Source organism: Actinocrispum wychmicini (assembly GCF_004345645.1).
Lineage (GTDB): Bacteria > Actinomycetota > Actinomycetes > Mycobacteriales > Pseudonocardiaceae > Kibdelosporangium > Kibdelosporangium wychmicini.
Window position 1 is genome coordinate 35,911 of record NZ_SLWS01000007.1, and the last position, 26,532, is coordinate 62,442.

Sequence of the window (26,532 nt, forward strand, 5' to 3'; positions counted from 1 at the left end):
TGCCCCGCAAGGCTTCCACCGGGTGGCGTCGGCCACATCCATGGCCTGGATGACTCGCTCGTCGACGTCAGAACGCCGTTGGTAACCACCACGATGACATCCCCGGCTACCCGGCGACCATCGCGAACCGACGGTCCAGGGCGGCGAGAATCTCGCCGGCCGACTCAGCCACTGTCCGGCCGACCGTGACCACGTGGATGTCCGGAGCTTCGGGCGGTTCGTACGGATCGTCCACACCGGTCAGACCTCTGATCTCGCCGGCGCGCTGCCGTGCGTACAGGCCCTTCACATCGCGCCCGGCACACACGTCGAGCGGTGTGTCGACAAAGGCCTCCAGGTACGACGTGCCGGCGCGCAGATGGTGCGCCCGCACCTCTTCCCGGCTGCCCGCGTAGGGCGCGATCACCGGCACCAACGCGGTGATCCCATTGCGTGCGAGCAACTCGGCCACGAACCCGACACGACGCACGTTGGTCTCCCGGTCAACGCGGGAAAAACCCAGGTCGGCGCACAACTGTTCGCGTAGTTCGTCGCCGTCCAGGATCTGCGAACGCGTACCACGCTCAGCCAACCGCGCCGCGACCTCGTGGGCGATTGTCGTCTTACCCGAACTCGGCAGACCGGTCAACCACACGGTCACGCCCGTCATCTTCTCGCCATACATAATGATCCCCAAACGTCCGAGGTGGACGTCCACTTTATGTCGCACGCCACAGTGTCCGCGTCATCACCAGTGATTACCCCCGGTGTACAGTCCTGATTACCAAGGTCGAGAGGAAGATGATCACCGTGGATCGACTCGATCCGCCCGGGCCGGCAGTGAGATCGCCCTGACATGATCGGCCGTCGGTCGATCAAAAAGTCTTCCTTGCATCGTCGCGACATCGCGAGCTAGACTTTCTTCGTTTCGCCAACAAAGCCAGAACTGTCCAGTGCCGCTTTGACGCGCACTGATGTGATTTTTATTCACGACAGTTGTCGAACGAATTCTCCGCAGGACGGAAACAGCCCGGCCCACGCAGGCAGGCCGACGCTGTCATGCCGCGACGGGCGAAGGCAGGGAGACGAATGACGGTCGCCACACACCGGCTCACACACCTGGAGACCTTGGAAGCGCAGTCGATCCACATCCTGCGGGAGGTGGCCGCCGAGACGCGGAACGCGGCGTTGCTCTTCTCCGGCGGCAAGGACTCGATCGCCATGGCATGGCTGGCACACGCCGCGTTCCACCCGGCCGCCATTCCGTTCACCGCGCTGCATGTGGACACCGGGCACAACTTTCCGGAAGCCCTCGAACTGCGCGACCGGCTGATCCCCGAACTCGGAATGCAGCTGAAAGTCGCCGCATTGCCGGAAATGATCGCGTCTGGGCGGATAACCGAACCGGCCGGCACGGTGAGCCGCAACCGGCTGCAAAGTGTGGCCCTGCTCACAGCGGCTACCGAGCATCATTTCGACGCGCTGATCGGCGGCGGCCGACGGGACGAGGACAAGGCCAGAGCGAAGGAGCGGGTCTTCTCGTTTCGCGACGAGTTCGGCCAGTGGAACCCCCGCCATCAGCGACCGGAACTCTGGCATCTTTACAACGCCCGTATCGCACCCGGCCAGAACATGCGGGTGTTCCCACTCTCCAACTGGACCGAGCTGGATGTCTGGCAATACATCGCGGAGCGACATATCGAGCTGCCGTCCCTGTACTACTCGCATCGGCGGCCGGTGTTCGAACGGGACGGAATGCTGTTCGCCGTGAACCCGTTCCTGCCGATGCGGGACGACGAGCGGCCGCGCGAGGCGCTCGTCCGATTCCGCACTGTCGGCGACATGACCTGTACCGGCGCCATCCTGTCGGCCGCGACGACCCCCGCCGAGGTCATCACCGAGATCGCCGGCACCCGGGTCAGCGAGCGCGGTGCCACCCGCGCCGACGACCGGTTCAACGACTCCGCGATGGAGGATCGCAAGCGGGAAGGTTATTTCTGATGGACCTGCTCACCTTCGCCACGGCCGGTTCGGTCGACGACGGCAAGAGCACGCTGATCGGGCGGCTGCTGTACGACACGAAGTCGATCGCCGAGGACCAGCTCGACGCCGTCGAACGCACCAGCCGGCGGCTCGGCCTGGACGAGACGAACTTGGCTCTGCTCGCCGACGGCCTGCGGGCCGAGCGCGAGCAAGGCATCACGATCGATGTGGCTTACCGTTACCTGCAAGGGAAACGTCGAAAGTTCATCATCGCCGACTCCCCCGGTCACATCCAGTACACCCGCAACATGGTGTGTGCCGCGTCGTTGGCCGACGTCGCGCTGGTCGTGGTGGACGCGCGGCACGGCGTCACCGAACAGACCCGGCGGCACGCCTTCCTGCTCTCGTTGTTCGGTGTCCGGCACATCGCGCTCGTGGTGAACAAAATGGACATTGTCGGCTACGCCCGGCAGGCCTTCGAGGACATCCGGGACGAGGGCACGGCAATGCTCACCGAGCTTGGTGTCCAAGGGATGGCGGCCATCCCGATCTCCGCGTTGCGGGGTGACAACATGGTGGCGCCGTCCGCGCACATGCCCTGGTACGACGGGCCGGTCCTGTTCGATCATCTGGAGAACGTGCATGTGGCGGACGAGCCTGATTCGCCCGCACGGTTTCCGGTCCAGTACGTGCTGCGGCCGCGCAGCGACGAGTTCCACGACTACCGCGGCTACGCCGGGCAGGTCGCTGGCGGTGTGTTCCGCCCCGGTGATGACGTCGTGGTGCTGCCGTCCCGTGAGTACACAAAGATCGTCGCGATCGACGGGCCGACCGGACCGCTCACCGAGGCAGGCGTATCCCGTTCGGTCGTCTTTCGGTTCGCGGACAACGTTGACATCTCACGCGGCGACCTCGTCTGCCATCCGGACTCGGCGCCCGCGCAGGTACGGGAGTTGGACGCCACCATCTGCTGGATGACGCGGGAGCCCGTGCGGCCGGGAACGCGGCTGTTGGTCAAGTACGCGACCCAGTGCGTGCCGGCCCTGCTCGACCAAATCGACCATCGCATCGACATCAGGACATTCGACCACCAGGCGGCGGATGTCCTGGAACTGAACGACATCGCGCGCGTACGGCTGCGCACGACAGAACCGGTGATGTGCGACGCATTCCACGACAACCGCACCACAGGCGGGTTCGTGCTGATCGATCCGGCGACCGACAACACGGTCGCAGGCGGCGTCGTCGCGACAACAGTGGGGAGCTAGAAGGATGCCACTACGGGTCTTGGTATGCGATCGTCTGCCGATCATCCGCGACGGCCTGTGCACACTGCTTGAGGCCGAGCCGGACATCGAGGTCGTGGACGCGGCGGACAGCGGTATCCAGGCGATCATGACCGTGCGCGCCAAGCACCCGGACGTGGTCCTCACCGGACTGGACCTGCGCGGCATCTCCGGTCTGGAGATGGTCGACCGGCTGGCCCGCGAACCGCTGAACCCGAAGCCGCGCTTCGTCGTCCTCGCCATGAGCGACAACGACGAGGTCATCGACCGAGTGTTGCACGCCAACGTCAACGGCCTACTCGTCAAAGAAGCCACCCGAGCGGAACTCAGCTCAGCCGTCCGAGCCGCCGCCCAAGGCCAGACAATGCTGGCACCCCAAGTGGCACAACGTCTCGTCGACCGCTTCCGCCGCCTCGACGCCGCCCCCGACCAAGGACTGCGGCCCGCCCTCGCCGAACTGACACCACGAGAGCGGGAAGTACTCGCCTCCATCGCCCGAGGGATGTCGGCAGAAGAAGTCGCCCACGAACTGACGATCGGCGTGACCACGGTCCGAACCCACCTCTACCGGCTCCGCACAAAGCTCCACCTCCGGGACAGAGCCCAACTGGTGTCGTTCGCCTACCGCGCCGGACTGATGCGGACCGCATGAGCAGTCCGCCGGCGGCGCCGAGGTGCCGGCTTTCGACTCAACCAGGCCGAAAATGGTGGTTGCACAGCGAGACGGTGCAGCGGTTGCACCGGGTGAGCTCCACTGAGCTGGGAGAGTTTTTCGTGCGCCTCGTGCTCGGCTGACTCCGGAAGGCGTCGGGAATGTCAGCTCTGGTCGGCGCCGGGTCGCCGGGCTACGCCGGGAAGAGGTCTAAGTGGCGGCGGGCGTCAGCGTCGACTACTACGCGCGGTTGGAACAGGGGCGGGAGCGTAACCCGTCTGGACAGGTCATTGACGCGATCGGGTGGGCGCTGCGGCTCGGTCCGGACGAGGTGTGGCACGCCTACCGGCTCGCCAATCTCCTGCCCCGAGTCTCCGCCGGGTCCGGTGCCGACGTCGACCCGGCGCTGTCGCGGCCGCTGCAGCGGCCTGCAGAGGAGTGTTGACCGCACCACCGTCGGCTGGAACCAGCGACGGTGAGACCAAGTACTGCGACCACGCCGCGGTCAGAGTGCTCATCTCCTCACCGGCCGGGCTGCTGGTCTTCCAACGGGCGAGGCCGCCGATCGGGATCGCCCCAGTCACCGGTCACATCGACAAGCACGGAGGACCCCACCAAGGAGGTCACCAAGGAAGTCGGCCTGACCATCACCTCTCGTCACTTGCTGACGACCACCTGGCAGCCCAACCGGTGCCGTCGAACCACCAGCGACAGCGTCGGCCACTACTGGTCGGTCTGCTGAGTCGAGGTGTCTGTAGAAGCCAGCTGAGTGAGGAACAGTTCGCGGCGAAGCCCAGCCTGGAGCAGGTGTGGGTCCAACTTCTTACGAACTCCAGCTTGTGATGATGACCGACGACGCCCTGAGCCTGATCGAGACGAACCTCTGACTGCGCACGGCAGTGGGCCTCAATGCGCCCCGACCACCCGTCCCGACGCCAACCGCCGCAAGTAGGTGCGGATACGCTGGCGATCGTCGGGAAAACGCTCTGCCATGCCTCGTCCAGGTCAACCCACTTCGACGGTTGGCCACTCTCCCCACCGAGCGGAACCTCGCGGCCGATGACGGCGCCATACGACAGGCCCAACGTCCGTGCCCAGTCCGCGCGGAAGGAACGAACAGCGACCGCAGCCGGCACCGACAGCAGATCACCCACGACGCCGGCCACCTCCATGAGCTCACGAGCCGCAGCGCCCCGCGGCGTCTCGGCTGACTCGACCGTGCCACCCGGCGGTACCCACCCACGCACGCGATGCCGCACCAGCAGGACGTGGCTATAGGCTGGTTCGATGGCCCAGACCTCGGCCGCGAGCGGCTCGATCAGCGTCGGCCGGGCGCGAAGCCACGCCTGAGCGCCATCGAACTCCATCGCGGCAAGGCGAGCATCGGCGACCGCCGCGTCTACGGTCATCTGGTCAATCACTTGGCCCAGACTATGCCGACGCCGCGGCCACTCTTGGCATTCCCTAAGGGGCACGTCGACCGAAGTGGTCGACCAGGTCGCGGTGCGCTGGGACATGGACGCGATCAATGACGGTCTGCAGCGAGCCGAAGGCCGACCAACAGATAGTTCGCCTAGCCAATCATGCCGGCAGGGCAACGAGTGGAGTGAACGAAAACCGCCATGACGTACGCTAAAGTTGCAGGTCAAATAGTGTCGTTCCCGCCCAGGCGGGGATCGTTCCAACGGACCGAGGTCAACAACGACACACAGGGAGTCGTTCCCGCCCAGGCGGGGATCGTTCCCGGTCTGCCAGCCCGGACAGGGTCCACCCGCCGTCGTTCCCGCCCAGGCGGGGATCGTTCGAGGGATGGCCGGGCCCGCGAACTCCGCCCGGCGTCGTTCCCGCGCGCACGGGGATCATTCCGCGGCGACCTTCCTGGTGGCGGCGTTGTTGGTGTCGCTCCCGCTTATGCGGAGATCGTTTCAAATGCCGGGATCATGCCGTCTGAATCGCCGCGCTGCCTGTCTCGCCAGCCACACCGCCGTCCAGTCGCGGGACATCGGCCCGCGCTTCGAACTCAGATCGAACGACCGCGACGAGTCGTCGCGCCCGCGCGGCACCGACTCCCAGCCGAATCCGCAGCGAATCAGCCGATATCGCTTCTGGTGTGCCTTGCGATGAGCAGCATCCTCCAAGCGCGCCAGCGCCAACAGCACCTCCGGCAACCGCCCGTCAGCCTCCCGCCGGCCACCCCGCCGCACAACGACATCCTCGTCAAACTGAAGCTGCACCTCTCCAACTCCGTCATCCGGCTTCACAAGAACGCCCAACCCCAGGCGATCGACGTCGCACCCCGCCACATTCGGACTTGCCGTGCCGATCCCTTGCAGCAGGCCGGGGCCGACTTCCGACCACCCGATCAGCAGGAGTGGCCCGACCGCGTCGAACGCCGCCTTCCCGTACTCCCCCGCGACAAGCGGCTCGGCCACGTTCAACGCGCGACTGACGAGACTCGCGAAGATCAACAGTCGGCGAGCGGGCCGCAGTACCTCTGCGCACGCACCGGTCAGCGCCAGGTGCCGCGTGGCCAGCAGAAGCCCAACAATCGACAGATCAACCGCGGGCGCAACCAGTGGCGCAACCCACCCCGGCACGCCCAGTCGAAGAGCGAGGTTCAGAACGTTGCCAAAGCCGAACAGGAAAGTGAGGCCAACAACCGTTCCCAGAATCACGGTGACCGCCTGGACGATTCCGACCGGCGCGGTCGACGACCGGGATACCGAGCTGCGATGGCCGGTGACCATCAGGCACCACCGCCGGGGCTGTCCACTTGGAGACTGCCCTCGATCACCAGCATGCCACCGGAAACCTGCTGGTTGGACAGGAGACCGTCTGCATGTGGCCCTGCCCAGCAGCACCCGAACCCGCGACCACAAGTGATCATGACCCGACCACCGGTTTCCGCCGCTCCATCACCAACGGCAACCTAGCCTCAATGACCAGCGGCTTCGCCACCAGCGAGACACCATATCCCCAGGTCAGCCCGCCATCCTGTGCGGATCGCGAATCCGTGTGCATCCCGTGCGAGCCGCTCCGGCGAGATCATCGCGCTGCTTGTGATCGCCCCGTCCAAGAGCGACCGCGAGCGCGTCATCCCTATGTCCGCCGAGCTGTTCAGCGTCGTCGCCGCGATCATCCGCCGTCACACCCGAGACGGCCAGGCTATCCCGTTGCTGTCGCGGTACGACCCGCACGAACGCCAGGCCAGCCCCGCGATGCCGTTCCTGTCCAGCGCAAGATCGGCACCAATCAGGAGGTCATCTCACCCGCCACCGTGGTGAACATGCTCCGACGCCGCTGCGAAGAGCTCGCCGAGCGCCATCCAAGCTTCCACACGGCCTGTTTCACCCCGCACGATTTCCGGACTTACGTCAGCCACCTCATAGAAGCAGGTTACGACGAGCTATTCGTCCAGCAGCAGGTCGGCCACGAACATGCGAGTACCACGTCGATCTACACCCACGTCTCGCCTGACTACCGGGCCCCAACAGTCCGGGCCGCACTGGACCGCGTCGCCGCCCAGATCAAGGGGAAGAACTCGTGAGCCGCAAGAAGGTCACCTACTCGTGGCGACTGCGGGAGATCATGGCTGCCCGCGGCCTCAACAACATCTCCGACCTCATCCCGCTGCTCACCGAGCGCGGCATCGGGCTGTCGGCCTCACAGATCTACCGGCTGGTCGGCGACAAGCCGGAACGGATCTCCCTGACTGTCCTGGGCGCCCTGGTCGACGCGCTCGATTGCACCGTCGAAGACCTCTGCGCCTTCCGTGTCGAAGCCGCCGCGACTCCCAAAGCGGTCAACGCCGGCCCGTCCGTTGTCGACTTGAACCAGACCATCCGACCCAAGCGGGCGCGGGTGCGCCGGACCGACTGACCCGTGCCCGACCTGACCTGTCCCCGCTGCGGCCACCAAGGAACACGGCACCGCTGGTGGGGACACCGACCCGACGGTGTGATCTGTCCGCGCTGCCGTCTGATTGAGCAGACGACCGAGATCCTGGACGACGGCAGCGGCCAGGTCGCCCCCGCATTGCGCCCCCTGCACCAGGCCATCTGTTCCCAACCCAACCCCGGCACAGGCCTGGTCTGGCTCCACTACAACCCGCACGTCGTCGCGCTGATGGCCGACCTGGCTACCGGCCGGCTCCCGCTCAGCCACACCACGCTGGACGAGCACGCCTCACGGCAGGCCGTCATCCATCTGCGTGACCTGCTCGTCCAACTCCAGCTCCTGCCCTACCGGGACCGCTACCTGGCACTGTTTGAGAACTGGCTGCGCCGCACCCTCGACGCCATCGAACCCGCTGAGGACCAGCAACTCGTCCGCCGCTTCGCCACCTGGCACAGCCTGCGCCAACTCCGCCAACGAGCCGCCCGGGAAGCCTTGCGTCCCGGCCTGACCAATCGACCTCGACACGAGATCAACACAGCCACCGTCTTCCTGGCCTGGCTCCGTGATCACGGCGTGGCTCCGGAGACCTGCACCCAGACGCACCTCGACACCTGGATCACCACCGGAAACACCAGCCGCCAGGGCAGCCGGCCTTTCGTCGTCTGGGCCACCAAGAACGGCACCATGCCCCGCCACCTGCACTTGCCCTACCACCAGCGCACACCCCACGAGACACTCACCCAGGACGAACGCCTCCAACTCCTGCGCGACCTGATCGACCCCGACAAGCCCTTCGTTCTGCGCGATCGCGCGGCCGGGCTGCTGCTGGCGTTGTTCGCACAGCCGTTGACCCGCGTCGTCACGCTCGCCATGAACGACCTCGACCTCACTGGCGACGAAGTCCAGATCACCCTCGGTCCTCACGGCCCGGTCCCGGTTCCCGAGCCCTTCGGCCAGATACTTCTTGATCACGCGGCCAACCGCGGTCCCCGCAACATCGAGGCCAACCGAAGCAGCACCTGGCTGTTCCCCGGAAACCAACCAGGGCAACACATGCACTCGACAAAGCTGATGAACCGGCTGTCCAAGACCGGGATCAACCTGCTCGGCGCCCGACTGGCTGCCATCCGCACCCTGGTGTCGGAGATGCCGCCCGCCGTCGTGGCCCAGGCGCTCGGCTACACCGCCGAATGCGCCGAAGACCACGCCACCACGGCCGGAGCGGCTTGGTCCAGCTACGCGTCCCACCGACGGCAACGCGGGGAACTCACGACACCGTGATACGCGATGCCATCAGTAGAATGAGTCCTCTGTGGATACCCGATCGGGTGACTGGGCCTGCCGACGTCGGCCAGGGCGAGCACGCTGGTCCGCATGGCAACACAAGACAGCCGGAGTAGGTTCAGATAGTCTGCGGATCTCGACCACCCTTCGTTGACCTGCGTATGCCGCCGCAGCCGCGCTGGTCCCAGGTGTATCCCCGGCCGCGAGGCTTTCGCTAGGAACTCGCCGTAGCCGGATGGGCGTCAGTGAGGTTGTCGATCCTGCCCGCCACGACGGGGCAGTTCAAGGATCTCGGCGAGGTCGTCCGGGAGCATCTCGGAGGTGACGCCCTTCTCGGTCAGGATGTGCTGGACGTGGCCAGGGTCGGTGCGGGGCAACAAGTCCAGGATGCCGCCGCGCAGCCGCGCGAGCCGCCGCACGAACCGGGACACGCCGGAGACACCGCCGATCGCGCGCGTGCGCGTGTAGGAGAACGCGTACTTCCCCGCCCAGTCCGCGAGGTGCTCGGACTCCCAGGGCTCGGCGCGCGGCGGGGCGGGTTCGTTGCCGCGCCCGTGGACATCTCGGGTGCTCATGGGCCGGTTCCGGTGGTGATCGGCCGCGGACGTGGTGTGGAAGGCCCAGACGAACGCCTGGTCAGCGGTGCCCGTGCGGCTTTCCTCGACCACGACGGCGTCGCGCGGCGTCCCGTAGGCCGACTCGATGGCGGGTGCCGCCTCCTGAACGTCTCGGATGGAGTGCCTGCCCGGCACCAACTGCACCTGTCCGCACCAGCCGATTGGCAACGGGGCAGGATCCAGGATCGCACCCGCGAGTGGACCCGAGGGACCGGCCAGCTGCAGCGACCACAACTCCACGATCCGGTCGCGTTCGTCGCGGTAGCGCTGGTGCCTGGCGTGCTCGTCGTGCCATGCCATTGACTGCCTCCTGATCCCGTGACCTGAGATTCCGAAACTAGCGGGGAGGGGCTTCGGCGGAACACCCTGTGCCCGTCTGAACCCCCGTCGACTCCCCGCGACTGATGGCCCTCCACTCGCCGCTCCGGAGGCGGAGGCCCGCGGGGTCAGCGCACCGGCAGTCCGGCGGCGCGGCAGTCCAGGCATTTCCAGGCGGTGGGCATGTGCGCTGGTCCGCTTGCTGAGCCCAACCACCCCTGGGAACGGTTCGACAGAGCCGATGTCCGCGACCTCTCGCCGGCGACGTAGTCGTCGTTCGTCACGAAGGCCCCAGGGGTGGGCCGGGGATGCGTGAAATGCTCGCCAGCACCGGCGCCATCACAGGCGCGGGCCTGGGCGAAGACGTTCTGTTGCTGACCGACGGCCGCTCCGGCGGCACCACCGGCCTGTGCGCTGGCCACGTCGCTCCCCGAAGCTGCCAACGGCGGCCCCCTCGCCCTGGTCCACGACGGCGACCCGGCCGAACTGGACCGCCGCCGACAGAAGTGGACCGCGTCCGACCCTGCCCGCCGCACCGTTTCCTGGCGAAATACGCTCGGCTTGCCGGTTCGGCGGCCAAGGGCGCAATCTGCTCAGTGAATTTTCCGATGTCATCGACGAGCCTTGTTGGGCGCCATAGGCTCCACTGGTACCAAGGGACGTCACCATGGGCACTTAAGGCAATCTTCGCGCCATGTGTGAATTCCCTTAGTACAAGCACAAAAGGGCGCGGACGCCGCGGGCCGGACAAGTGAACGGCCCCCTGCTGGCACAGGAGGCCGTTCGTGCCCAACGATCACTCAGGTGAGGGACAGGGGCCAGTGATTAGACTAAATCACCGTCCAGCGTTGGTACTGGCCATTCCCGGTACTTTTCGCGCGCACACCGGTGCGTGGTGCCGATGAGCACCGAACTTCGCGACGGCTCGCGGGCGAAGCTGTCCGACTGGATCCCGTGGCATCGCCGACGCCAGTACGCCGCGGCCGTCCGGCTGTGTGTGGCTGTGGACATCGAGCGGTTCAGTCGATTCACCACGGTGCAGGCCGGGCGAGCACAGCAACGCCTGCTGTGGGTGGTCCGCAGGGCTCGACAGCAGGCGGGGATCCGGGAAGGACACGTGGTCCTGCAGCAGGCCGGGGACGGCCAGTTGGCGATCCTGCCGCCCGCCCTGGACGGGGCGGCGGTGATCCCCCAGTTGCAGGAAGGCATCTGGGCCGCGCTGCGGGACATCAACAGCGAACTGTCCGATCATGCCCGGATCCGGCTCCGGGTGGCGCTCTACCAGGGCCATGTCAGCCCCGGCGACAACGGCTGGGTGGGACACGCGACGACCGCGGTCCACCGCCTGCTGGACTCCACGCCGGCCCGCGAGGCGTTGCGGGCCCAGCCGTCGGCTGATTTCGTGCTGATCGTCGGCGCGGACATCTACCGCGACTACCTCCTCGATCACCCAAGCCGCATCGGGCCAGATGTCTTCCATCGGGTCGAGGTCGACATACCCGCCAAGGACTTTGCCGAACCGGCCTGGATGTACCTGCCAGCCAGCCGACAGTAGGAGACCGCTCCTGACAGGCCCACGATGTCCCTGGTCGCGGGGCTCACGACGGTGGGCGCCGCGTATTGCTGTCCACCACGTAGGGCAACAGTCTCGGCAGCTTCGCCCAGTCCGTCGAGGGTGTCTGCCGATCCGGTCAGCGGCATCTCCCGGTCGCTGCGGCTGGATCGGAAAACCGTGCGGCGGTTCGCTCGCGCGGGGAGCGTTGAGGAGTTGCTGGTCATATCCGCTGCGCTGTCAAGATCACCTGGTTAACCTGGGGCACCCGCACGACGGCACAGGGGAGAGTCGATGACAAGATCAGATGGCGGGGATCACGCCGACAACGGCGAGCAAATTCCTGCGCGAGGGGTGCACTATGAAGTGGTGGCCGAGACGGTGTCAACGGTCATTATGGCTAACAGCGTCACCGGCGGCATCCACCACCATTCCGACCGCGGCGACTCACACCTCGAACTGTCCGCAGTCACCCTCGCGAACACTGACCCACCTGATGCCTCCAGCGTTATGCTGGATCTGAAGCTGCGCAACACCGGAGGCCAACCGGCCATCCTCCACCGCGCCACCGTCCATATCCACGACGCCGTCGCCCTTTCTTCCTACGCCATGGTCGGATTCATGCCCTTCGAGGTGTGGTGGGCCCGTGGCGTGCTCCAGGTCAGCCACACGTATGACATCAATCTGCCCCTCCCACGACACGCTGCCGGCAGCCGCCACAACCTGGATCTCTCACAAGCCATCGAACCTGCCGGCACCGACCGCTTCCGCATCCGGCTCGGCATCCCCGGTCCCCTAGACACCATCCTCTACCTGTTGCACTTCGACATTCATTTCAACAAAGACCGCACGATCACCTCACCCGCCATCGCGATCGCGCACCCACCTGGCAGCACACTCGCAACCCCCGACGCGATCCGCGCCGATCTCCAACGCTTCCGCCGGGCCGTACGCGTGGTCCGTGATGCCGTCGACCGAGAGATGACCGCCCGCGGCCTGCCCGCACCCGATTGGGACAACCACCCACCCGCCAGCCGCGCCGAGCTACCACCAAAACTGCGCTCCGTCGACGGTGTACTGCCCAACGCCGACGGTGTGAGGGCAGGGAGCCTCGACGAAGTCTTTGGGGAGGACGGTCGTACCTATAGTGTCTACGACGAATTTTGGAACCCTGACAATTCCGTCGCTCAACGTCTGGCTGACATCCACGCCTACTGTAACCGTATCGTCAACATCATTAACGGCGCCAGCATCCGCCACGACTCAATGCCGCAGATCCTGACCCAGGCGCAGACGGTCCTCGATCAGATTCCTGTGCTGCGCGCCGACCTCGTGAGGCCGGAGAACGGCGATCACAATTGAGGAGCCGCGAGCGGTAAGCCGGGCGCCACCGACGAACTTGACCGACCGGTGGGCGCGGAACACCTCGATGGGGTCGATGGGGGTGTCCTCCCCGGGCTGACCGCTCAGGGGCAAACAGCGTAGATGGCCTGCGGTGATCGGAGTTACGCGACCGCGCACTCGCCGGGCCGGATCGCCGGGCGACGTCGACGGGGCCGTTGGCGGGTCAGCCGCCTGGTCATCAAGGTGATTCTCTGCACTAATTGATCAGGACTGACCTGAGAGGCGAAATGCTGCTTCTCTGAACTTGAGAAGTCCATGCGGCCAGGCCAGCCTGGATGCGTGGGCTACGGGACGAGTCGGACCGTCGCCAAGAGTGTCCGCGGGCGCAGTCCGGTGCCATGCTTGGGCCCATGGGACCCATGCAAGAACGCAATGGCCGCACGACCCCGCGTGTGTTGAACCCACTGTGGATCATTTCCCTGTTCTTGGGGATCTCCGAGACGACCGTGGGGATCGCGGCGACGCAGGTCACCGGGTGGATCCAGGGCTTGTTCGCGGTGTCGGCCACTGCTTTTCCCTTGCTGGTATCGGGGGCCTTCTTCGCCACCCTCTGGAAGAAGCCAGAGGTGCTCTACGCACCTGGCGATTTTCCTGAGCATGTCCCGGTTCCTGAGTTCGTCCACGGCATACACCGAAGCGTCTCCAGCAGTCTCGATGAGGTCAGTTCGGTTGTCCGTGACACGCTGGAGTCCATACTGCCAGCCATCCTCGCTCCCCGGGTGCCTCCAGACGCGGTCCAGGACGTTGTGGGTGAGGCGGTCGCGAGCGCACAGGCCAGTCTTGAGAGCCGCGCCATCAAGATTGACATCCCCCGCGTAGGAGCTAGTGCGGAGCGGGTTGAATGGATCATTGACCAGAATATGACCGTCTCCAACTTGCTTGACTCCCTGTGGCTTACTCATCTCCGCGAGTTGGTGAAGCCTTACACCTATCCCAAGCAATGGGTACTGATGGATCGGCAGACAGGGAAAATGTTCGAAAAAGTGGCGCAGCTCTCCTTGAACGACGACGATCGACTGCTCGAAGAAATCGGCATCGTCCCTGGAATGGAGCTTGCGGTGGTGCTCAAGGGAGCGCCATCTGGGCAGAATCGGAAGTCGCGTCCCTCGGTCGATCCTGGAATGAAAGCATCGCAACAATGACAGCTGCCTTCTGCATGGTCGCGCAGGGTGTTGGCCAAGTTGTTGGGCGGAGTCATGGGTGGTCCTTGCCGAGTGTGGTGGTACAGCCGGCAGTTTCGCGGAAGACGAGGATGCCGAGGTGGATGGTCCTGGCGCGGCGAGCCCGGTCGTCGAGTTGGGCGAGTTGGCTGGCTGCCGAATTACTGAGGCGGTCGCAACGTGGGTAGTCCGAGTTGGACTCGGCGTGTGAAGCGCTGTGTGTGGGCGCGTTTGTACCGTAGGAAGCCCAGGGTCAGGTTGATGCCCTCGATCTCCCCGAGCCATCCCTCTACTTCGGCTCGTTGCCGTCGGGCGATAAGGTCGGCCTCGATCTCATCAAGTCGCGCCAGCATTCTCGGATCTACTTGAAGGACTGGGCATCGGATACAGGCTTAACCGAAATGATCTTGATTCGATGGGTTTCGTACCGGCCTGGCCCATTGGTTACGGACGGTGACTAGCGTGGAGTCTGCGGCAGGATTCCCGGGCGTGTCGGGCGGGAAAACGGTTGTGGCGATCTGGGTCGCCTGACCGGCCAGCCAGGGAGCGGACATCGCGACTAGAGAGGTCACGGCCGTTGAGCCTCAACCCATTTGGCCTTCCACTTCTCCGCATCTTCTCGGTCACCGGTGATCGCGACGACGACTTCCATGACGAGCTCCAGGGCCGGCATCCTCTTCCTGTTACCCCTTAGTAGGTCCGAGAGTGTGGCTTTACCGACTCGCCTCATGCCTCGTTTTTCGATCCGGCGGGAGAGTTCGTGCAACGTGGGGGCGCCATGTTCTGTGTGGAGCTGGCGAAGGTCTTGCGCAAAGTCCTGGACGCGGCGGCGCTGCGCATCCGAGTCCTGGGTTTCCGGTTCACCGGAAAGATCACCCCAGGTGACGCCTGATTGTTGGAGTTCGCCCCAAGTGGTACCCGTTCGACGACGAGGTTCCGAAGCGGCATGTGCCTGTTGTCGGACTTGACGTGCAATCGCGAGGGCGTTCTCGAGTGCTGTTCGTTTCGCCATCCATTCGGCTTGGTTGCCACCCCAGGCGTGCACGATCGCGGAGAGGACATCCCTGGTCGGCACCCTCTTGCCTTGTAGCGCGGCATAGATCGTCCCGCGGTGGATGCTCTCCTTATCGCTGATCTCGTCGGGAGTCGGCGCAGTCGGCCCCCTGCTGTCGCGGAGCGCCCGTAACTCCAGTGCAAAGACAGCCAGCGGTCCGTCGTCGGGACTCAGAGGACTTGCGTGGCGAGGCATCCGACCTCCGTTGTCGCGCGTAACCGGCGCATTGTCGCGCATAGTCGCGTCCAGGTTGAACAACGGCAAGTATGCCTGTTCCCTGAGGTTGTCGGGCTCAGACGGGGACCGAACAACGAATCAGCGCCAGTTCGCGGCAGAAGGAGCAGGTCATGAAGGTCAAGGGTGGGAACCAGCGGTCGACCAATGACGACCGGCTCCCGCTGCGCTGGGGGGTAATTCTGGCAACTGCCGCCGGGGTGGGCGTCCTCGCTGGCGTCCTCGGCGGTCCCCTGGCAGGTCTGGGTGCGGGTCTCGCCGTCACTGGTCTGCTCAGCCAGATTCTGGGCCACTGAGTTGGCCAAGGAACCCCGATGTGGTGGTCAGCCCGCGCTCGACCGTCCTGTCGATGAGCGAATGTCGGGCATGCCGAGGTGGACGGTCGCGTTGCGAGCGGCACGCATAGCATCAAGTTTCTGGGCTGCAGCAACCATTGTGGTTTCGATCGCGGCGACCTCGCCTAGCCAGCCCTGTTCCTGGGCTTCTCCGGGATTCGTCAGTCTGTCGTGTGATGTTGCATTGACCGCCCGCGCGGCCGGTCCTGCGACGGTTCTTTGGGGGTGTAGCTCTGTGGCTCCTTGTTGCTGATCAAGAAGGAGCAGAGGTACAGAGTGCGAGCGTTTCGAGTGCGGATGCCCTCGGGCAGCCGGTATTGGACAGTGATCGACGACGGGCTGAACGTCGAGCCGGTGGCCGATAGGTTCCTGCGGGAGCTGCGGTTCGGTCGGGATCGGGCCGAGTCGACGACCAAGGCGTACGCGGGCGGGATCGCGTTGTTCCTCCGCTGGTGCGTACGCACCGGTCGGGATTGGACGACAGCGGCTGCGGACATGGGTTTGTTCATGATCTGGCTGAAGTACACCCCGGTCGACGGCGGCCAGGTGGTGCCGGGTCCCGGTTCCAAGCCGGTTCGCGGCGATGGCCGGATTAACCGGGTGCTGGTGGCGGTGCGGGGATTCCTGTCGTTCGCGGTGGTCAACAAGGAAGCGCCGCAGTGGGTGCTCGGGGCGATCTATGAGCTGGCCGACACGCGTGACCTGCCGTTGGAGGCCCAGAGCGAGGACGGCGGGCTATTCTATCGGATGCGCGCCCGGCACCACCTCCAGGAGCCCGAGACCGCAGTGGATCGGGCCAGCGACGAGGAGATCGTCGCCCTGTTCGCGGCCTGTTTGTCGGCCCGGGACCGGCTGATCGTCCTGCTGCTGTCCCGCGCCGGGCTCCGCCGCAGTGAGGCGGCCGGGTTGCGCCGCAGCGACCTGCACCTGTTGCCGGACAACCGGTCTCTGAGCTGCGATGTCGAGGGCGCGCACGTACACGTGATCCGGCGCGAGAACGTCAACGGCGCTTGGGCGAAGTCCCGGCACTCCCGCGCGGTCCCCGTGGACTTCCTGGTGATTCAGGCCATCGACCAGTACCTCGTCGAACGCCAGCAGTGTGCGGCCGCCGCCCGGAGCGACTTCCTTCTGGTCAACTTGTTCCGGTCGCCGTTGGGCAACCCGATACCCCCGGACGCGATCAACGAACTGTTCGAGGCGTTGTGCGTCCGGGCCGGCCTGGGCCGGGCGGTCGCTCCGCACATGTGTCGCCACGCCTTCGGCAGCAACCTCGCCGACTCCGGCGCGCTGCTGGACGAGATCCAACGGCTGTTGGGTCACGCCAATGTGTCGTCCTCTCAGCCCTACCTGCACCCCAGCGCGTCTCGGCTGCGAGCCGCAGTGGACCGGGTGCCCACGCCCCGCGCCCTGATCGAAGGAGTCTCCCAGTGAGGGCGGTGACCCTGGCGGTCGAGCCGACGACCGAGCAGGACGACGCGATCACCACCGGGCTTTGGTCGGCGATCGAGCCGGAGTTTCTGACGTTGCTGCACTGGGATCCTGCGGTGAAGGTTCTGACATTGCCTCAGGAGCATCCCTTGCTGGGGTGGAAGGTGTGTGCCGTCCAGGAGTGCCGCAAAGCCGCTCGATCGATCGACGATCTGTGCTCCACCTGCCGCAAGCGCCGCACGGCCATTTCGGAACTGTCGTGGGAAGAGTTCCTGTCCACCACGAAACCCCACCGACGCTCGATCGACCTCGGCCACTGCACGGTGTCCCAGTGTCCTCGTCCACGGCAGAGCTCACGGCAGCCGCTGTGCTCCGCCCATCTCTATCAACAGCGGGAGATCCTGCGCCTGCCGCTGAACACGTTCCTGGCACACTCGGAAGTGGTTCCGCTTCCCAGATTCGGCCCGTGTCTGGTGGCCGCCTGCACGCGCGACCGCGTCGGCAAGGACCCGTACTGCCTGGCCCACCGGAAACGGTGGCGGGACGCCCGACTGCGCGACGCGGTCACCGACGAGGATCACTGGCGACGGACGACGCCGGGAATCACAGAGGACAACAAGGTCAGCCTCCGCGGGCTGCCATCGCGTGTAGCAGCCGAGGTGGTCTACGGCCTGCAGGAGCGCACCAAGGATGGGATCAAGAACATCCTGTGGCGACTGCGGCCGTTGTGTGATCTGGCTCGTGCCCGGCGAGTCGGCTCGTTGAGCGATCTTGAAACCGTGACCCTGTCAAGGGCGAACCGAGTGCTGCGCGACAGCCTCGTCACCTACGCCCGGAGGCGAGGGCGAAACCCGGAAACCGAACGGCACGAGGACACCTGGGATCTGGCCATCTTCGGGGTGAACGGCACGCTGCCCTTCACCGAGATCAGCCAACCATGGCTGCGCGAGGCCACCAAGCGGTGGGCATTCGACGACCTCCCGCGACGCCGAGGGCACTCGATCGCAGGAGCCCTCCAGACCCGAGTCAACTCGATCGCGCAACTGTCGGCGAGCCTACGGCTGCAACGCGAGGACCACGGCGACATCCCCGCCTTCCTCACCCACACCGACATCACCTCCTTCTGCAACCGGCTGGCCTACCTCACGCAGAACGGCACCATCAGCGCCCATCGCAGAACCGCCTGCTGCCGCGACGTCCGCCACCTCCTGTCGCGGATGCGCGCGCTGGGGTTGACCCGGTCCGGGGAGCCCTTGGCCGGGCTCGCCGACGAGTTCACACTGGGGCCGGACGACATCCCCGACGAGCCCGAGGACGCCGAAGCCGGCAAGGACCTCCCCATCGAAGTCATGCGGCACCTGCGCGCCCACCTGGATGCCTTGGAGGAGACCAACTGCGTCGAGATGCGGGTCGCCGTCGAGCTGACGATCGACACCGGCCGCCGGCCGGACGAGCTCTGCCACCTCCACCTCGACTGCCTGGACCGCGACCAGGACGGCAAGCCGGTCCTCGTCTACGACAACATCAAGGCCCACCGGCAAGGCCGGAGGCTGCCGATCTCGGAGACAACCGCAGCAGTGATCACGGCGCAGCAGCAGCGTGTCCGTAAGCGGTTCCCCGACGAGCCCGTCGATAAGCTCATGCTCCTGCCCTCGCCATCTCTCGATGGTCGACCAGAACAGTCCGGCCAGCCCTTGGGCCAAGGCATCGGTGGTGGTGTAGTCGATGCTGGCCGAGCGGCGGGTCACGTAGTTGACCAGCAAGTCACGTACGTCACGGTTGGCGATCTGGTGTCGGTCGACCATCTCGGCGACTGAGCGTTGCCCGCTGTAGGCGGCGGCCTGCATCTTCGCTGGGACAGCGGCTGGGAAGTGTCCCATCGTGTGCAGGAAGTGCCACGCTTGTCGGCCGGGAAGGCGGGTGCCCGCGGACATCAGGACGCGGCTCTCCAGGCCGTAGTGGAGCAGTCCCTCGGCGGTCAGGTCGGGCAGGCTGACCCCGAACACCGTCATTGCTGCGGTCACGTCGAATTTGGCGGCCAGCTTGGCGATGTGGCTCTCCTTGCTGGCCTCCACGAGGTGGAAGAGTGTCGCGCCGTCGTCGATGAGGGTGGCCACCCGGGCGCCGATCGCGCAGGACACGTCCCCGATGGCCCGCGGTGGCGGTGCGGCCAGGGGTTCGGCGACCTCGATGGCGTAGTCGACTTCCTCCACAGCCAGTACCGCGTCACCGTAGGTGTACGGCATGTGCGGGTTGGTCTGGGCGATGACCAGGCCACCGCGGGCACGAACGGCTTCGATCGCCGCCGGCAGGATGTTGACCTCGGTGCCCAGCGACACCGTGCCGTCCACTGGCGTCGACGTGTGGATCAGCACGATATCCGGCGGCAGGATATGTTTGAACAGCTCAGGGACCAACGACAGACGCGACGGGAAGTATCTACCGGGGGAAGAAACACTTCCTCGACGGGGGCGAGGTGGCGGCGGAGGCCCAACGGACTCTGGCACCCCGCACCTATGGCGACGGTCTGCCCGGGGCCACGATCATGCTCCGGGGCGCCTACCAACTCCGCGGCGACGTGGGCGACCGCCTGCTGGACATGCTTCCGCCGCTGGCGGTCGTGCCCGCCGGGCCGCGGACCCAGGCGGCACTGGATCTGCTCGCCACCGAGGTCGCCCGCGATGAACCCGGCCAGGACGCCGTCCTCGCCCGGCTGCTGGATCTGATCCGAAAATCGATGGTGAGTGGGCAGGCCGAAGGCGCCCGGCGCCGCGGAGCGGTGCCGGGTAGGTGGGGTGGTGGTCAGGCCACGGGTTCGAGGGTGACGCGGTAGCCCAGAGCGGCCAGTTGGCTGATGTGGTTGCGGATCTTGCGTTGGGTGTTGGTGTGTCGAGCGAAGTAGTCGGCGCCGAGGTCACGGAACCGGGCATCGGGGTCGGATAACAGGTGCCACATGATCACGAGGAGGGACCGGCCGACCGCGACGATGGCTTTCTTGGCGCCGCTGCGCCGCGCGATGCGCCGGTAGCGTTCGCCGAGGAAGGTGTTGGTCCGGCTGGCCGCGACCGCGGCCTCGCCCAGCACCCGGGCCAGGTAGGGGTTACCGTGACCGGTGGCGCCTCTGCCCTTCTTCTTGCCGGCCGACTCCGACACCCCCGGCGCGAACTTGGCCCAGGAGCACAGGTGGCCCGCGGTCGGGAAGCGTGCCATGTCCAGACCGATCTCGGCGATGGCCACCAGTGCGGCGATCCGCCCGACACCGGTGATCTCATCGAGCCGGTCGACCGTCGGGGCGAAAGGGGCGACCAGCTCCTCGATCTTGGCATCCACTCGGGCGATGTCGGTGGTTGCGGCATCCACCCGTGCCAGCATGGTGGACAGCAGAAACGCGTGGTGATCGGTGAAGTGCCCGGTGAACGCCTCCTCCAGTCTGCTGATCTTGCGTCGCATCGACGTGCGGGCCAGCTGCGCGAGCACCTTCGGATCTCGCTCACCGGCGGCCAGCGCGGCCAGCATGGCCCGCCCGGACACCCCGAAGATGTCCGAGACCACCACCGACAGCTTGATCTGGGCATCCTCCAGTAGTTTTTCCACCCGCTGTTTCTCCGCGGTGCACACCTCGACCAGATCACGCCGATACCGGGTCAAGTCCCGCAGCCGGCGAATCGGTGGCGGTGGCACGAAACTGGGCCGGATCATTTGCCGCTCGGCCACTTTGCACAACCACACCGCGTCCAACCGGTCGGTCTTCGGCCGGCCGGGCAGGTGCTTGACGTCGCGGGCGTTGACCAGCCAGGTCTCGAACCCGTGCGCTTCCAGCAGGTAGAATACCGGCTTCCAATAGTCCGAGGTGGATTCCATGACCACCCGGGTGACGCCCAGCCCGGCCAGCCGGTCCGCGAGCACCAGCAGCGACCGGGTCATCGTCGAGTATGGCCGGACCTCCTGCAGCCGCTTGCCTGGACGCTCCTGGTCGGGCACCCGGACACAACACATCACCTCGGCCTTACCGATATCCAACGCGGCCACCCGCGCGATGATCTCCTCACTATCCTGCGTCTTCGCGGCTGTCGTGTCGTTGCTCGGGTAGGTTGACCGACTGGGCGGGTGGGGTGCTGGTGGCTCGGGTGGCGTGCCCAGAGGCTGCGGGTCCGTTGGAGGATTACGCGGCCCGGTTTGACGAGCTGTTTTCCCGGCTGGCGCAGCGGCGTGGGTTTCGCGAGTATCTGACCGGGTTGTTGGCGCCGCGTGACCGCAACAAGACGCTGACTGGCCTGGCTGGGGCTGAACCGGTCGAGGGCGCGCAACACGCGGCTGTGCAACGGTTGCAGTACTTCCTGTCAGAATCCAGATGGGACAGTGAACGAGTCAACAGCAGGCGGCTGGAGTTACTGCTGTCCGATCCGGCCACCGCGCCGCACGCTGATGGGGTGCTGGTCATCGACGATTCCGGTGACCGCAAGGATGGCCGTGCGACAGCGCATGTCGGGCGGCAGTGGCTGGGCCGCTATGGCAAGACTGACAGCGGTATCGTCACGGTGACTACGCTGTGGGCCGATGAGCGCGTCTACTATCCGCTGCACACTGAACCCTACACGCCGGCGTCGCATTTCCCCAAGGGCCGCAACGATTCCGACTTCCGTACCAAGTTGAGGATCGCGGCGGATCTGGTGGCCAAGGCGCAGGAGGCTGGGGTGGTGTGCCGGGCGGTGGTGGCCGACTGCTTCTACGGTGATCACGACGACCTGCGCGCCGAACTGCGACAGGGTGGCTGGGGCTTTGTCATGGCACTCAAGCCCTCGCGCGGCACCTGGCAGTACCAGGCCGAGGCGTACACGCCCAAGGACGCGGCAGCCGCGGTGGGCTGGAACGGGCTCGATGATCCTGGCGGCTGGAGCCAGGTGCAGCGGGTGTTCCGGGATGGGCACACCGAAACCTGGTGGGCCGCCGATGCCTCACTGGGCTGGTGGGGACCTGACGGGCACACTCGCCTCGTTATCGCCACCACCGACCCGGAAACGTTGCCGGACAAGGCCACCTGGTACCTGGCCACCAACCTGCCGCGGCCCGGTGGTCCACACGATGCGCCCGGCAACCCACATGAGGCCGCCGATCTGGCTGAAGTGGTGCGACTGTACGGCATCCGGCACTGGATCGAACAAAGTTACAAGCAGGTCAAGGACGAGTTGGGGTGGGCTGACTTTCAGGTTCGTTCCGCCACAGCGATCCACCGCCATCAAACGTTGGTCAACTGCGCGTTCTCGTTCTGCTGGAACACATGGTTCGATCAACCGTCTACAGGCGACAGTTTGAATGCGCCGTCTCCGGGGCCGTCTGCCGACGACCCCGGAGAGAGGGGGCACCCAACCTCACCAGCCGACACAACTTTCCTGTTGGCCCAAGGCCCTACGCGCCGTCCGGTCCTGGCTGACCCCATGGCTACAGCTGCAGCGCTGGTGGAGAGCATGGTCCGACAGGCCCCCGCCCGATGACCTGCAACAACTACTCGACACCCTCGCACAAGGGCAAGGCATCAACCTCTATCTACCACCATGAAGTTAACAAACTACCGGTAGTGCTCGTGTTGGCGTTGCGGGCATGGTGTGCCAGACCGGGGGCGGCGCTCCCCGCCTGGCACCGGGCGCTGACCGATCCCGCCATCGGCGACGCGCTGCGCCTGCTGCACGAGGATCCCGCCCACCGGTGGACGGTCGCCGCGCTGGCCACCAAGGTCGGCATGTCCCGCGCCGCTTTCGCCGCACGCTTCACCAGCCTAGTCGGCCAGCCCCCGCTCACCTACCTCACCGGCTGGCGGATGACCCTGGGGGCGGACCTGCTCCGGGACACCGAGGCCACCGTCGCCACCGTGGCCCGCACGGTCGGATACGAGGACGCCTTCGCCTTCAGCGTCGCGTTCAAACGCGCCCGCGGCGTCAGCCCCTCGGTCTGGCGCCGCCAGTGCGCTGACCCCGGCGCTATGACTGGCGGATGATAGGGCGAAATCGCGTCCGAGCTCGGCCACCCTCTCAGCTCAGGGCAACGCCGCGCCGTTATCGACGAAACCTGGCTCCGCGCGCAGTACCTAGTGGCTCATCATGCAACGTCGACCGCGTAATTGATCTTCGTGGGTGGCTGGTCCATGGTGGTCTCACTCGTGGAGTGGGAGGTGGGCATGGCTCGTCGTCCGGATGTGTTCGTCCGGTCGTTATCGATGGACGAGGGCCGCAAGCTGCAGCGGATCACCCGCACGGCGAAAGACCCGGTCAAGCCGCGCCGGGCGATCATGGTGCTGATGTCCGGCCAGGCCCAGACCGTGCGGGACACCACAGGTTTGTCGCAGGTCAGCCCGGACTATGTGCGGGATGCGATCCACGCGTTCAACGAGCGGGGGGTTTGATGCGCTGGACCCAAAATGGAGCGGGGGACGGCCACGGAAGATCGGTGAGTATCTGCGTGAGCAGATCTGCCTGATCGCCCGCACGTCCCCCGCCGATTGGGGTATCACCGCGTTCAGCACCTGGTCGCTGGCCAAGCTGCGCGATCACCTGGTCAACCAGTTGTCGGTGATGTCGATCTCGATCGAGACCGTCCAGCGGATCCTGCGCGAAGGCGGGATTTCGTGGCAGACCACCACGACCTGGAAGACGTCTACCGATCCGGACTTCATCGTCGCCCTGGTGGATTACCTGAACGCCGACCGCCCTGCCTGGTGGAATACATGAGCGCGATCAAGATCAAATGATGGTTTTCGTGAACGCCGACACCCTCGGCCGCATCGCCGACATCCTCAGCGAGGTCCTCGATCTACCCCAACGACCAGACCATCCGGGACTACCTCGGCGAGCACACCGAGGAGATGACCACGTTGCAGCGGTGGGCCCGCATCGACGAGTTCGACCGCACCGCCCTCAACCACACACTGGCCGCGCCAGTCGAGACAGGAGGAACGCGTTCATGAAGGTCACCGTGCAGGTCGTGATCGGCCCCGAAGACGGCACCACCCCGACCACGCCGAGGTCAGCGTCATCGAGCGCGACCAGCTCACCTCGGCGACCGCGGGCCTGCACCTGGCGGAGGCCCACCGGATCCTGGCCACGCTCCAGCAGCACCTGCTCACCGCCCAGGCCGGCGCGGCGATCACGGCCGCCGCCGACTGTCCGCGCTGCGGGCGAGCACGAGCCCGCAAGGACCACCGCACGATCGTGCTGCGCACCCTGTTCGGCACCTTGCGGCTGCCCAGCCCGCGCTACAAGACCTGTCCGGCGGCCCGCAGGCGACGGTCAGCCCGCTGGCCCTGCTGCTGCCCGAGCGCACCGCTCCGGAACTGCTGTTCTGGGAGGGCAAATACGCCGCGCTCACCTCCTACGACGCCGCGGCCACGCTGCTGTCGGAGACGTTCCCGCTCGGCCGGGCGCTGGTCACCACCGCGATCCGCCGACACACCCAGCGGCTTGCCCAACGCCTGGAAGACGAACTCGACGAAGAGCGTTCCAGCTTCATCGACACCTGCCCACGCGACTGGGAAGACCGTAACTGGACCACCCGCTTCACCTATGGGCGGGTCACCCGGCTTGGGATCTACCGCTTGACCGGAACCGTGCGCAGGGCGACAGCGCATGCCAGTCGGTGAACGATGTCGGAAAGCCGTGTGCGGGAGAACTGCATGCACGGTTTGAGGCGGCGGGGACTGGAAACGGAGCGTTACGCAACCGCGCGAGTCCCGACCCTACTGACCAGCTCGCCACGGAAATCAGCGGTTTCCGTGCGGCTTCGGCATCCGGTACCCAAAGACTCGATCGCGAGGACATTCGTCCTCAGTGGACCGATCCTGGCTGGCAGCCCGAACGACTTGGATCAGCTCTGGCCGGCCGAGCTTCGTACGGAGGGTTGCGATATGGATGTCGAGTGAACGACTTTCCCACCCGCCGCAGCGCCCCCAAATCTCGGTCAGCAGGTTCTCCCGTGAACACACCGCACCTCCGCTGCTGGCAAGCATTGTGAGTAGCCGGAACTCCTTACGGGACAACGGGACTTGCCGCCCAGCGACCCGTACCTCGTGCTGTGTCAGGTCCACAACGATCTCCCCGAGCCGCACCACGCGGTCTTGTGCGTTGAGGATCTCCAGTACCCGTGCGCTATGTCCGTAGGTGGCTCGCCCCTGCTGTGTGCGTACACGTTCTCGGTGCGGATGCGGGGGCTGATACAGGTATCCGACACCGCGAGCCGAGACGAGCGAGTCGCTCCCCAAGTCGGTCATGTCCAGCTTGCGTCGAAGCTTCGAAACAGCGAACTTCACCCGGTCCGGATCTGCGCCCAATGGTTCGCCCCAGACTCGTGCGAGCAGCTTTTCCACCGACTGGACCGCGCCTGCCTGGTGGGCAAGCACCTCAAGCAAACGAAATTCTGTCGCGGTCAGGATCAGTTCGACGCCAGCGACGTGTGCCTTCCGCCGGAAGGAATCCAAGCGCAGTACGCCGTCGTCGTAGACGTGGTCGACCTTCAACCCGGCGGTGTAGCGGCGGACGACTCTCTTCATTCGGGCGAGGAGTTCCGCAACGTCATACGGCTTCACCAGGTAGTCGTCGGCTCCGTCGGTCAGCGCTAGGACGCGATCGTCGACCTCTCCACGGGCCGAAACGACGATCACCGGAACGTCGCTCACCGCGCGCAACTGGCGCAGCACATGGATCCCGTCGATGTCAGGGAGACCAAGGTCGAGAAGGACTACGTCCAGCTCATTGACGTACGCAGCTTCTAGTCCCTGCCTGCCGTTCGCCACACTTAGCACGCGACAGCCACGGCGGTTCAGCACCGGGACCAACGCGTGTCGGACCCGGTCATCGTCCTCGATAAACAACACGCGCAGTTCGGACCCCGAGTCAGGCTCGTGGTCAACCGAGAATGGGCCAGTGACACCCGAGGAACCGGGCCCGGCCGCGGCGACCGCGTAGACCTCGACGGCCGACGCGACGACGCCGCGTTCAATCAGGTACTGCAGCGTCAGGTCGTAGCACCGGGCACAAATGCGGGTGTCCTGCCCATGAACGACCAGTCGGTACTCCACCTCCCGGCCGCATGCCTGCCCCGCGAGATCGGTCGAGCATCGACGCTGCACTGCCGCCGCGGTCTGCTTCTGCTCCCGCCCACGTTGTCGCCGCGCGGCCGACCGGCACGTAGCCGAGCAATACCGGCGCGGACGCCCAGTCTGTAACGCGGGAGCAAGGGGCGCCGAGCACACCGTGCACCGAGTGCTCGACTTCCGCATAACCGTTCCTTCCCGCAAGAGAGCATACGGCACGAAACCAGTTTCGTGCTGCCGGCAGAGGCACGACTCTTGAACACCTCTTGG

24 protein-coding genes and 3 pseudogenes are annotated in these 26,532 nt (G+C 65.9%); 20 read left to right on the plus strand and 7 right to left on the minus strand.

From position 1 onward, the window contains the following. Positions 1-106: 106 nt before the first annotated feature. On the minus strand, positions 107-649 hold the full coding sequence (gene cysC, locus EV192_RS30500) for an adenylyl-sulfate kinase (RefSeq protein ID WP_132121609.1): 543 nt from the start codon (positions 647-649) through the stop codon (positions 107-109). A gap of 419 nt (positions 650-1,068) precedes the next feature. Here cysC and cysD point away from each other — a divergent pair, with 419 nt between their 5' ends. The 4 genes from cysD to EV192_RS57180 all read left to right on the plus strand — a co-directional run bounded on the left by cysD (position 1,069) and on the right by EV192_RS57180 (position 4,345). Continuing rightward, positions 1,069-1,980, plus strand: coding sequence for a sulfate adenylyltransferase subunit CysD (gene cysD / locus EV192_RS30505; protein WP_132121611.1), 912 nt, complete (start codon positions 1,069-1,071; stop codon positions 1,978-1,980). Beyond that, a complete protein-coding gene (locus EV192_RS30510; protein ID WP_132121613.1) occupies positions 1,980-3,230 on the plus strand; it encodes a sulfate adenylyltransferase subunit 1 in 1,251 nt (416 codons plus the stop codon). The genes cysD and EV192_RS30510 overlap by 1 nt, the downstream gene beginning before the upstream one ends. Positions 3,231-3,234: 4 nt before the next feature. Then, a complete protein-coding gene (locus EV192_RS30515; protein WP_132121615.1) occupies positions 3,235-3,900 on the plus strand; it encodes a response regulator in 666 nt (221 codons plus the stop codon). Positions 3,901-4,114: 214 nt separating this feature from the next. Beyond that, the gene (locus tag EV192_RS57180; RefSeq protein WP_341770921.1) at positions 4,115-4,345 is read left to right on the plus strand and encodes a hypothetical protein; all 231 of its coding nucleotides are present in this window, start codon (positions 4,115-4,117) and stop codon (positions 4,343-4,345) included. Between the two features lie 202 nt (positions 4,346-4,547). On the opposite strand, the gene EV192_RS30525 is transcribed toward EV192_RS57180, so the two are convergent. Together EV192_RS30525 and EV192_RS56090 are read right to left on the minus strand one after the other, a co-directional pair. Beyond that, the gene (locus EV192_RS30525; protein WP_243727174.1) at positions 4,548-5,321 is read right to left on the minus strand and encodes an NUDIX hydrolase; all 774 of its coding nucleotides are present in this window, start codon (positions 5,319-5,321) and stop codon (positions 4,548-4,550) included. A 504-nt stretch (positions 5,322-5,825) separates the two neighbouring features. After that, positions 5,826-6,647, minus strand: coding sequence for a hypothetical protein (locus EV192_RS56090; protein ID WP_243727175.1), 822 nt, complete (start codon positions 6,645-6,647; stop codon positions 5,826-5,828). A gap of 191 nt (positions 6,648-6,838) precedes the next feature. On the opposite strand from EV192_RS56090, the gene EV192_RS54130 reads away from it, so the two are divergent. From EV192_RS54130 to EV192_RS30545, 3 genes are all read left to right on the plus strand, one after another. Beyond that, on the plus strand, positions 6,839-7,447 hold the full coding sequence (locus EV192_RS54130) for a site-specific integrase (RefSeq protein WP_207926293.1): 609 nt from the start codon (positions 6,839-6,841) through the stop codon (positions 7,445-7,447). Next, positions 7,444-7,779, plus strand: a complete 336-nt coding sequence (locus tag EV192_RS30540; protein ID WP_243727176.1) for a helix-turn-helix domain-containing protein — start codon at positions 7,444-7,446, stop codon at positions 7,777-7,779. Before EV192_RS54130 ends, EV192_RS30540 begins: the two co-directional genes overlap by 4 nt. A gap of 78 nt (positions 7,780-7,857) precedes the next feature. Continuing rightward, positions 7,858-9,078 carry a hypothetical protein gene (locus EV192_RS30545; RefSeq protein WP_132121617.1) on the plus strand — a complete coding sequence of 407 codons (1,221 nt, stop codon included), beginning with the start codon at positions 7,858-7,860 and terminating at the stop codon, positions 9,076-9,078. Between the two features lie 245 nt (positions 9,079-9,323). On the opposite strand, the gene EV192_RS30550 is transcribed toward EV192_RS30545, so the two are convergent. Next, the gene (locus EV192_RS30550) at positions 9,324-9,998 is read right to left on the minus strand and encodes a hypothetical protein (protein WP_132121619.1); all 675 of its coding nucleotides are present in this window, start codon (positions 9,996-9,998) and stop codon (positions 9,324-9,326) included. A 275-nt stretch (positions 9,999-10,273) separates the two neighbouring features. Between EV192_RS30550 and EV192_RS56095 the strand changes: the two are divergent. From EV192_RS56095 to EV192_RS56100, 9 genes and pseudogenes are all read left to right on the plus strand, one after another. Then, positions 10,274-10,612 (plus strand): annotated as a pseudogene (locus tag EV192_RS56095) (dihydroxy-acid dehydratase); the annotation flags it as partial. A 305-nt stretch (positions 10,613-10,917) separates the two neighbouring features. Further along, on the plus strand, positions 10,918-11,571 hold the full coding sequence (locus EV192_RS30560; RefSeq protein WP_132121621.1) for a hypothetical protein: 654 nt from the start codon (positions 10,918-10,920) through the stop codon (positions 11,569-11,571). Between the two features lie 291 nt (positions 11,572-11,862). Beyond that, positions 11,863-12,930: a hypothetical protein gene (locus EV192_RS30565; protein ID WP_132121623.1), complete on the plus strand. Its 1,068-nt coding sequence runs from the start codon at positions 11,863-11,865 to the stop codon at positions 12,928-12,930. A 392-nt stretch (positions 12,931-13,322) separates the two neighbouring features. Then, positions 13,323-14,114, plus strand: coding sequence for a hypothetical protein (locus EV192_RS30570; RefSeq protein ID WP_132121625.1), 792 nt, complete (start codon positions 13,323-13,325; stop codon positions 14,112-14,114). A gap of 778 nt (positions 14,115-14,892) precedes the next feature. After that, the gene (locus EV192_RS56900; protein WP_279494514.1) at positions 14,893-15,024 is read left to right on the plus strand and encodes a hypothetical protein; all 132 of its coding nucleotides are present in this window, start codon (positions 14,893-14,895) and stop codon (positions 15,022-15,024) included. A gap of 509 nt (positions 15,025-15,533) precedes the next feature. After that, entirely contained in the window at positions 15,534-15,716 is a 183-nt protein-coding gene (locus EV192_RS30580) for a hypothetical protein (RefSeq protein ID WP_132121629.1), read from the plus strand. Between the two features lie 315 nt (positions 15,717-16,031). Next, positions 16,032-17,186 carry a tyrosine-type recombinase/integrase gene (locus EV192_RS30590; protein ID WP_243727177.1) on the plus strand — a complete coding sequence of 385 codons (1,155 nt, stop codon included), beginning with the start codon at positions 16,032-16,034 and terminating at the stop codon, positions 17,184-17,186. Further along, on the plus strand, positions 17,183-19,000 hold the full coding sequence (locus EV192_RS54135) for a transposase (protein WP_165960680.1): 1,818 nt from the start codon (positions 17,183-17,185) through the stop codon (positions 18,998-19,000). Before EV192_RS30590 ends, EV192_RS54135 begins: the two co-directional genes overlap by 4 nt. Before the next feature lie 587 nt (positions 19,001-19,587). Next, positions 19,588-19,911, plus strand: a pseudogene (locus EV192_RS56100) (cupin domain-containing protein); the annotation flags it as partial. Positions 19,912-19,985: 74 nt separating this feature from the next. Here EV192_RS56100 and EV192_RS30605 read toward each other — a convergent pair. Next, positions 19,986-21,212 (minus strand): IS110 family RNA-guided transposase, encoded by a 1,227-nt coding sequence (locus tag EV192_RS30605; RefSeq protein ID WP_243727179.1) that lies wholly within the window; start codon positions 21,210-21,212, stop codon positions 19,986-19,988. Positions 21,213-21,301: 89 nt separating this feature from the next. Here EV192_RS30605 and EV192_RS30610 point away from each other — a divergent pair, with 89 nt between their 5' ends. The 4 genes and pseudogenes from EV192_RS30610 (at position 21,302) to EV192_RS30620 (ending at position 23,905) form a co-directional block, all read left to right on the plus strand. Further along, positions 21,302-22,675, plus strand: coding sequence for an IS701 family transposase (locus EV192_RS30610; protein WP_424923401.1), 1,374 nt, complete (start codon positions 21,302-21,304; stop codon positions 22,673-22,675). A 74-nt stretch (positions 22,676-22,749) separates the two neighbouring features. Next, positions 22,750-23,175: pseudogene (locus tag EV192_RS30615) on the plus strand (helix-turn-helix transcriptional regulator); the annotation flags it as partial. A gap of 180 nt (positions 23,176-23,355) precedes the next feature. Continuing rightward, the gene (locus EV192_RS56105; protein ID WP_243727180.1) at positions 23,356-23,580 is read left to right on the plus strand and encodes a hypothetical protein; all 225 of its coding nucleotides are present in this window, start codon (positions 23,356-23,358) and stop codon (positions 23,578-23,580) included. After that, positions 23,546-23,905 carry a helix-turn-helix domain-containing protein gene (locus EV192_RS30620; RefSeq protein WP_243727181.1) on the plus strand — a complete coding sequence of 120 codons (360 nt, stop codon included), beginning with the start codon at positions 23,546-23,548 and terminating at the stop codon, positions 23,903-23,905. Before EV192_RS56105 ends, EV192_RS30620 begins: the two co-directional genes overlap by 35 nt. A 186-nt stretch (positions 23,906-24,091) precedes the next feature. Here the strand turns inward: EV192_RS30620 and EV192_RS54140 are convergent, their stop codons facing one another. Together EV192_RS54140 and EV192_RS56110 are read right to left on the minus strand one after the other, a co-directional pair. Beyond that, positions 24,092-24,376 carry a hypothetical protein gene (locus EV192_RS54140; protein ID WP_165960681.1) on the minus strand — a complete coding sequence of 95 codons (285 nt, stop codon included), beginning with the start codon at positions 24,374-24,376 and terminating at the stop codon, positions 24,092-24,094. A gap of 557 nt (positions 24,377-24,933) precedes the next feature. Next, on the minus strand, positions 24,934-26,247 hold the full coding sequence (locus EV192_RS56110; RefSeq protein WP_243727182.1) for a winged helix-turn-helix transcriptional regulator: 1,314 nt from the start codon (positions 26,245-26,247) through the stop codon (positions 24,934-24,936). Between the last annotated feature and the right edge of the window lie 285 nt (positions 26,248-26,532).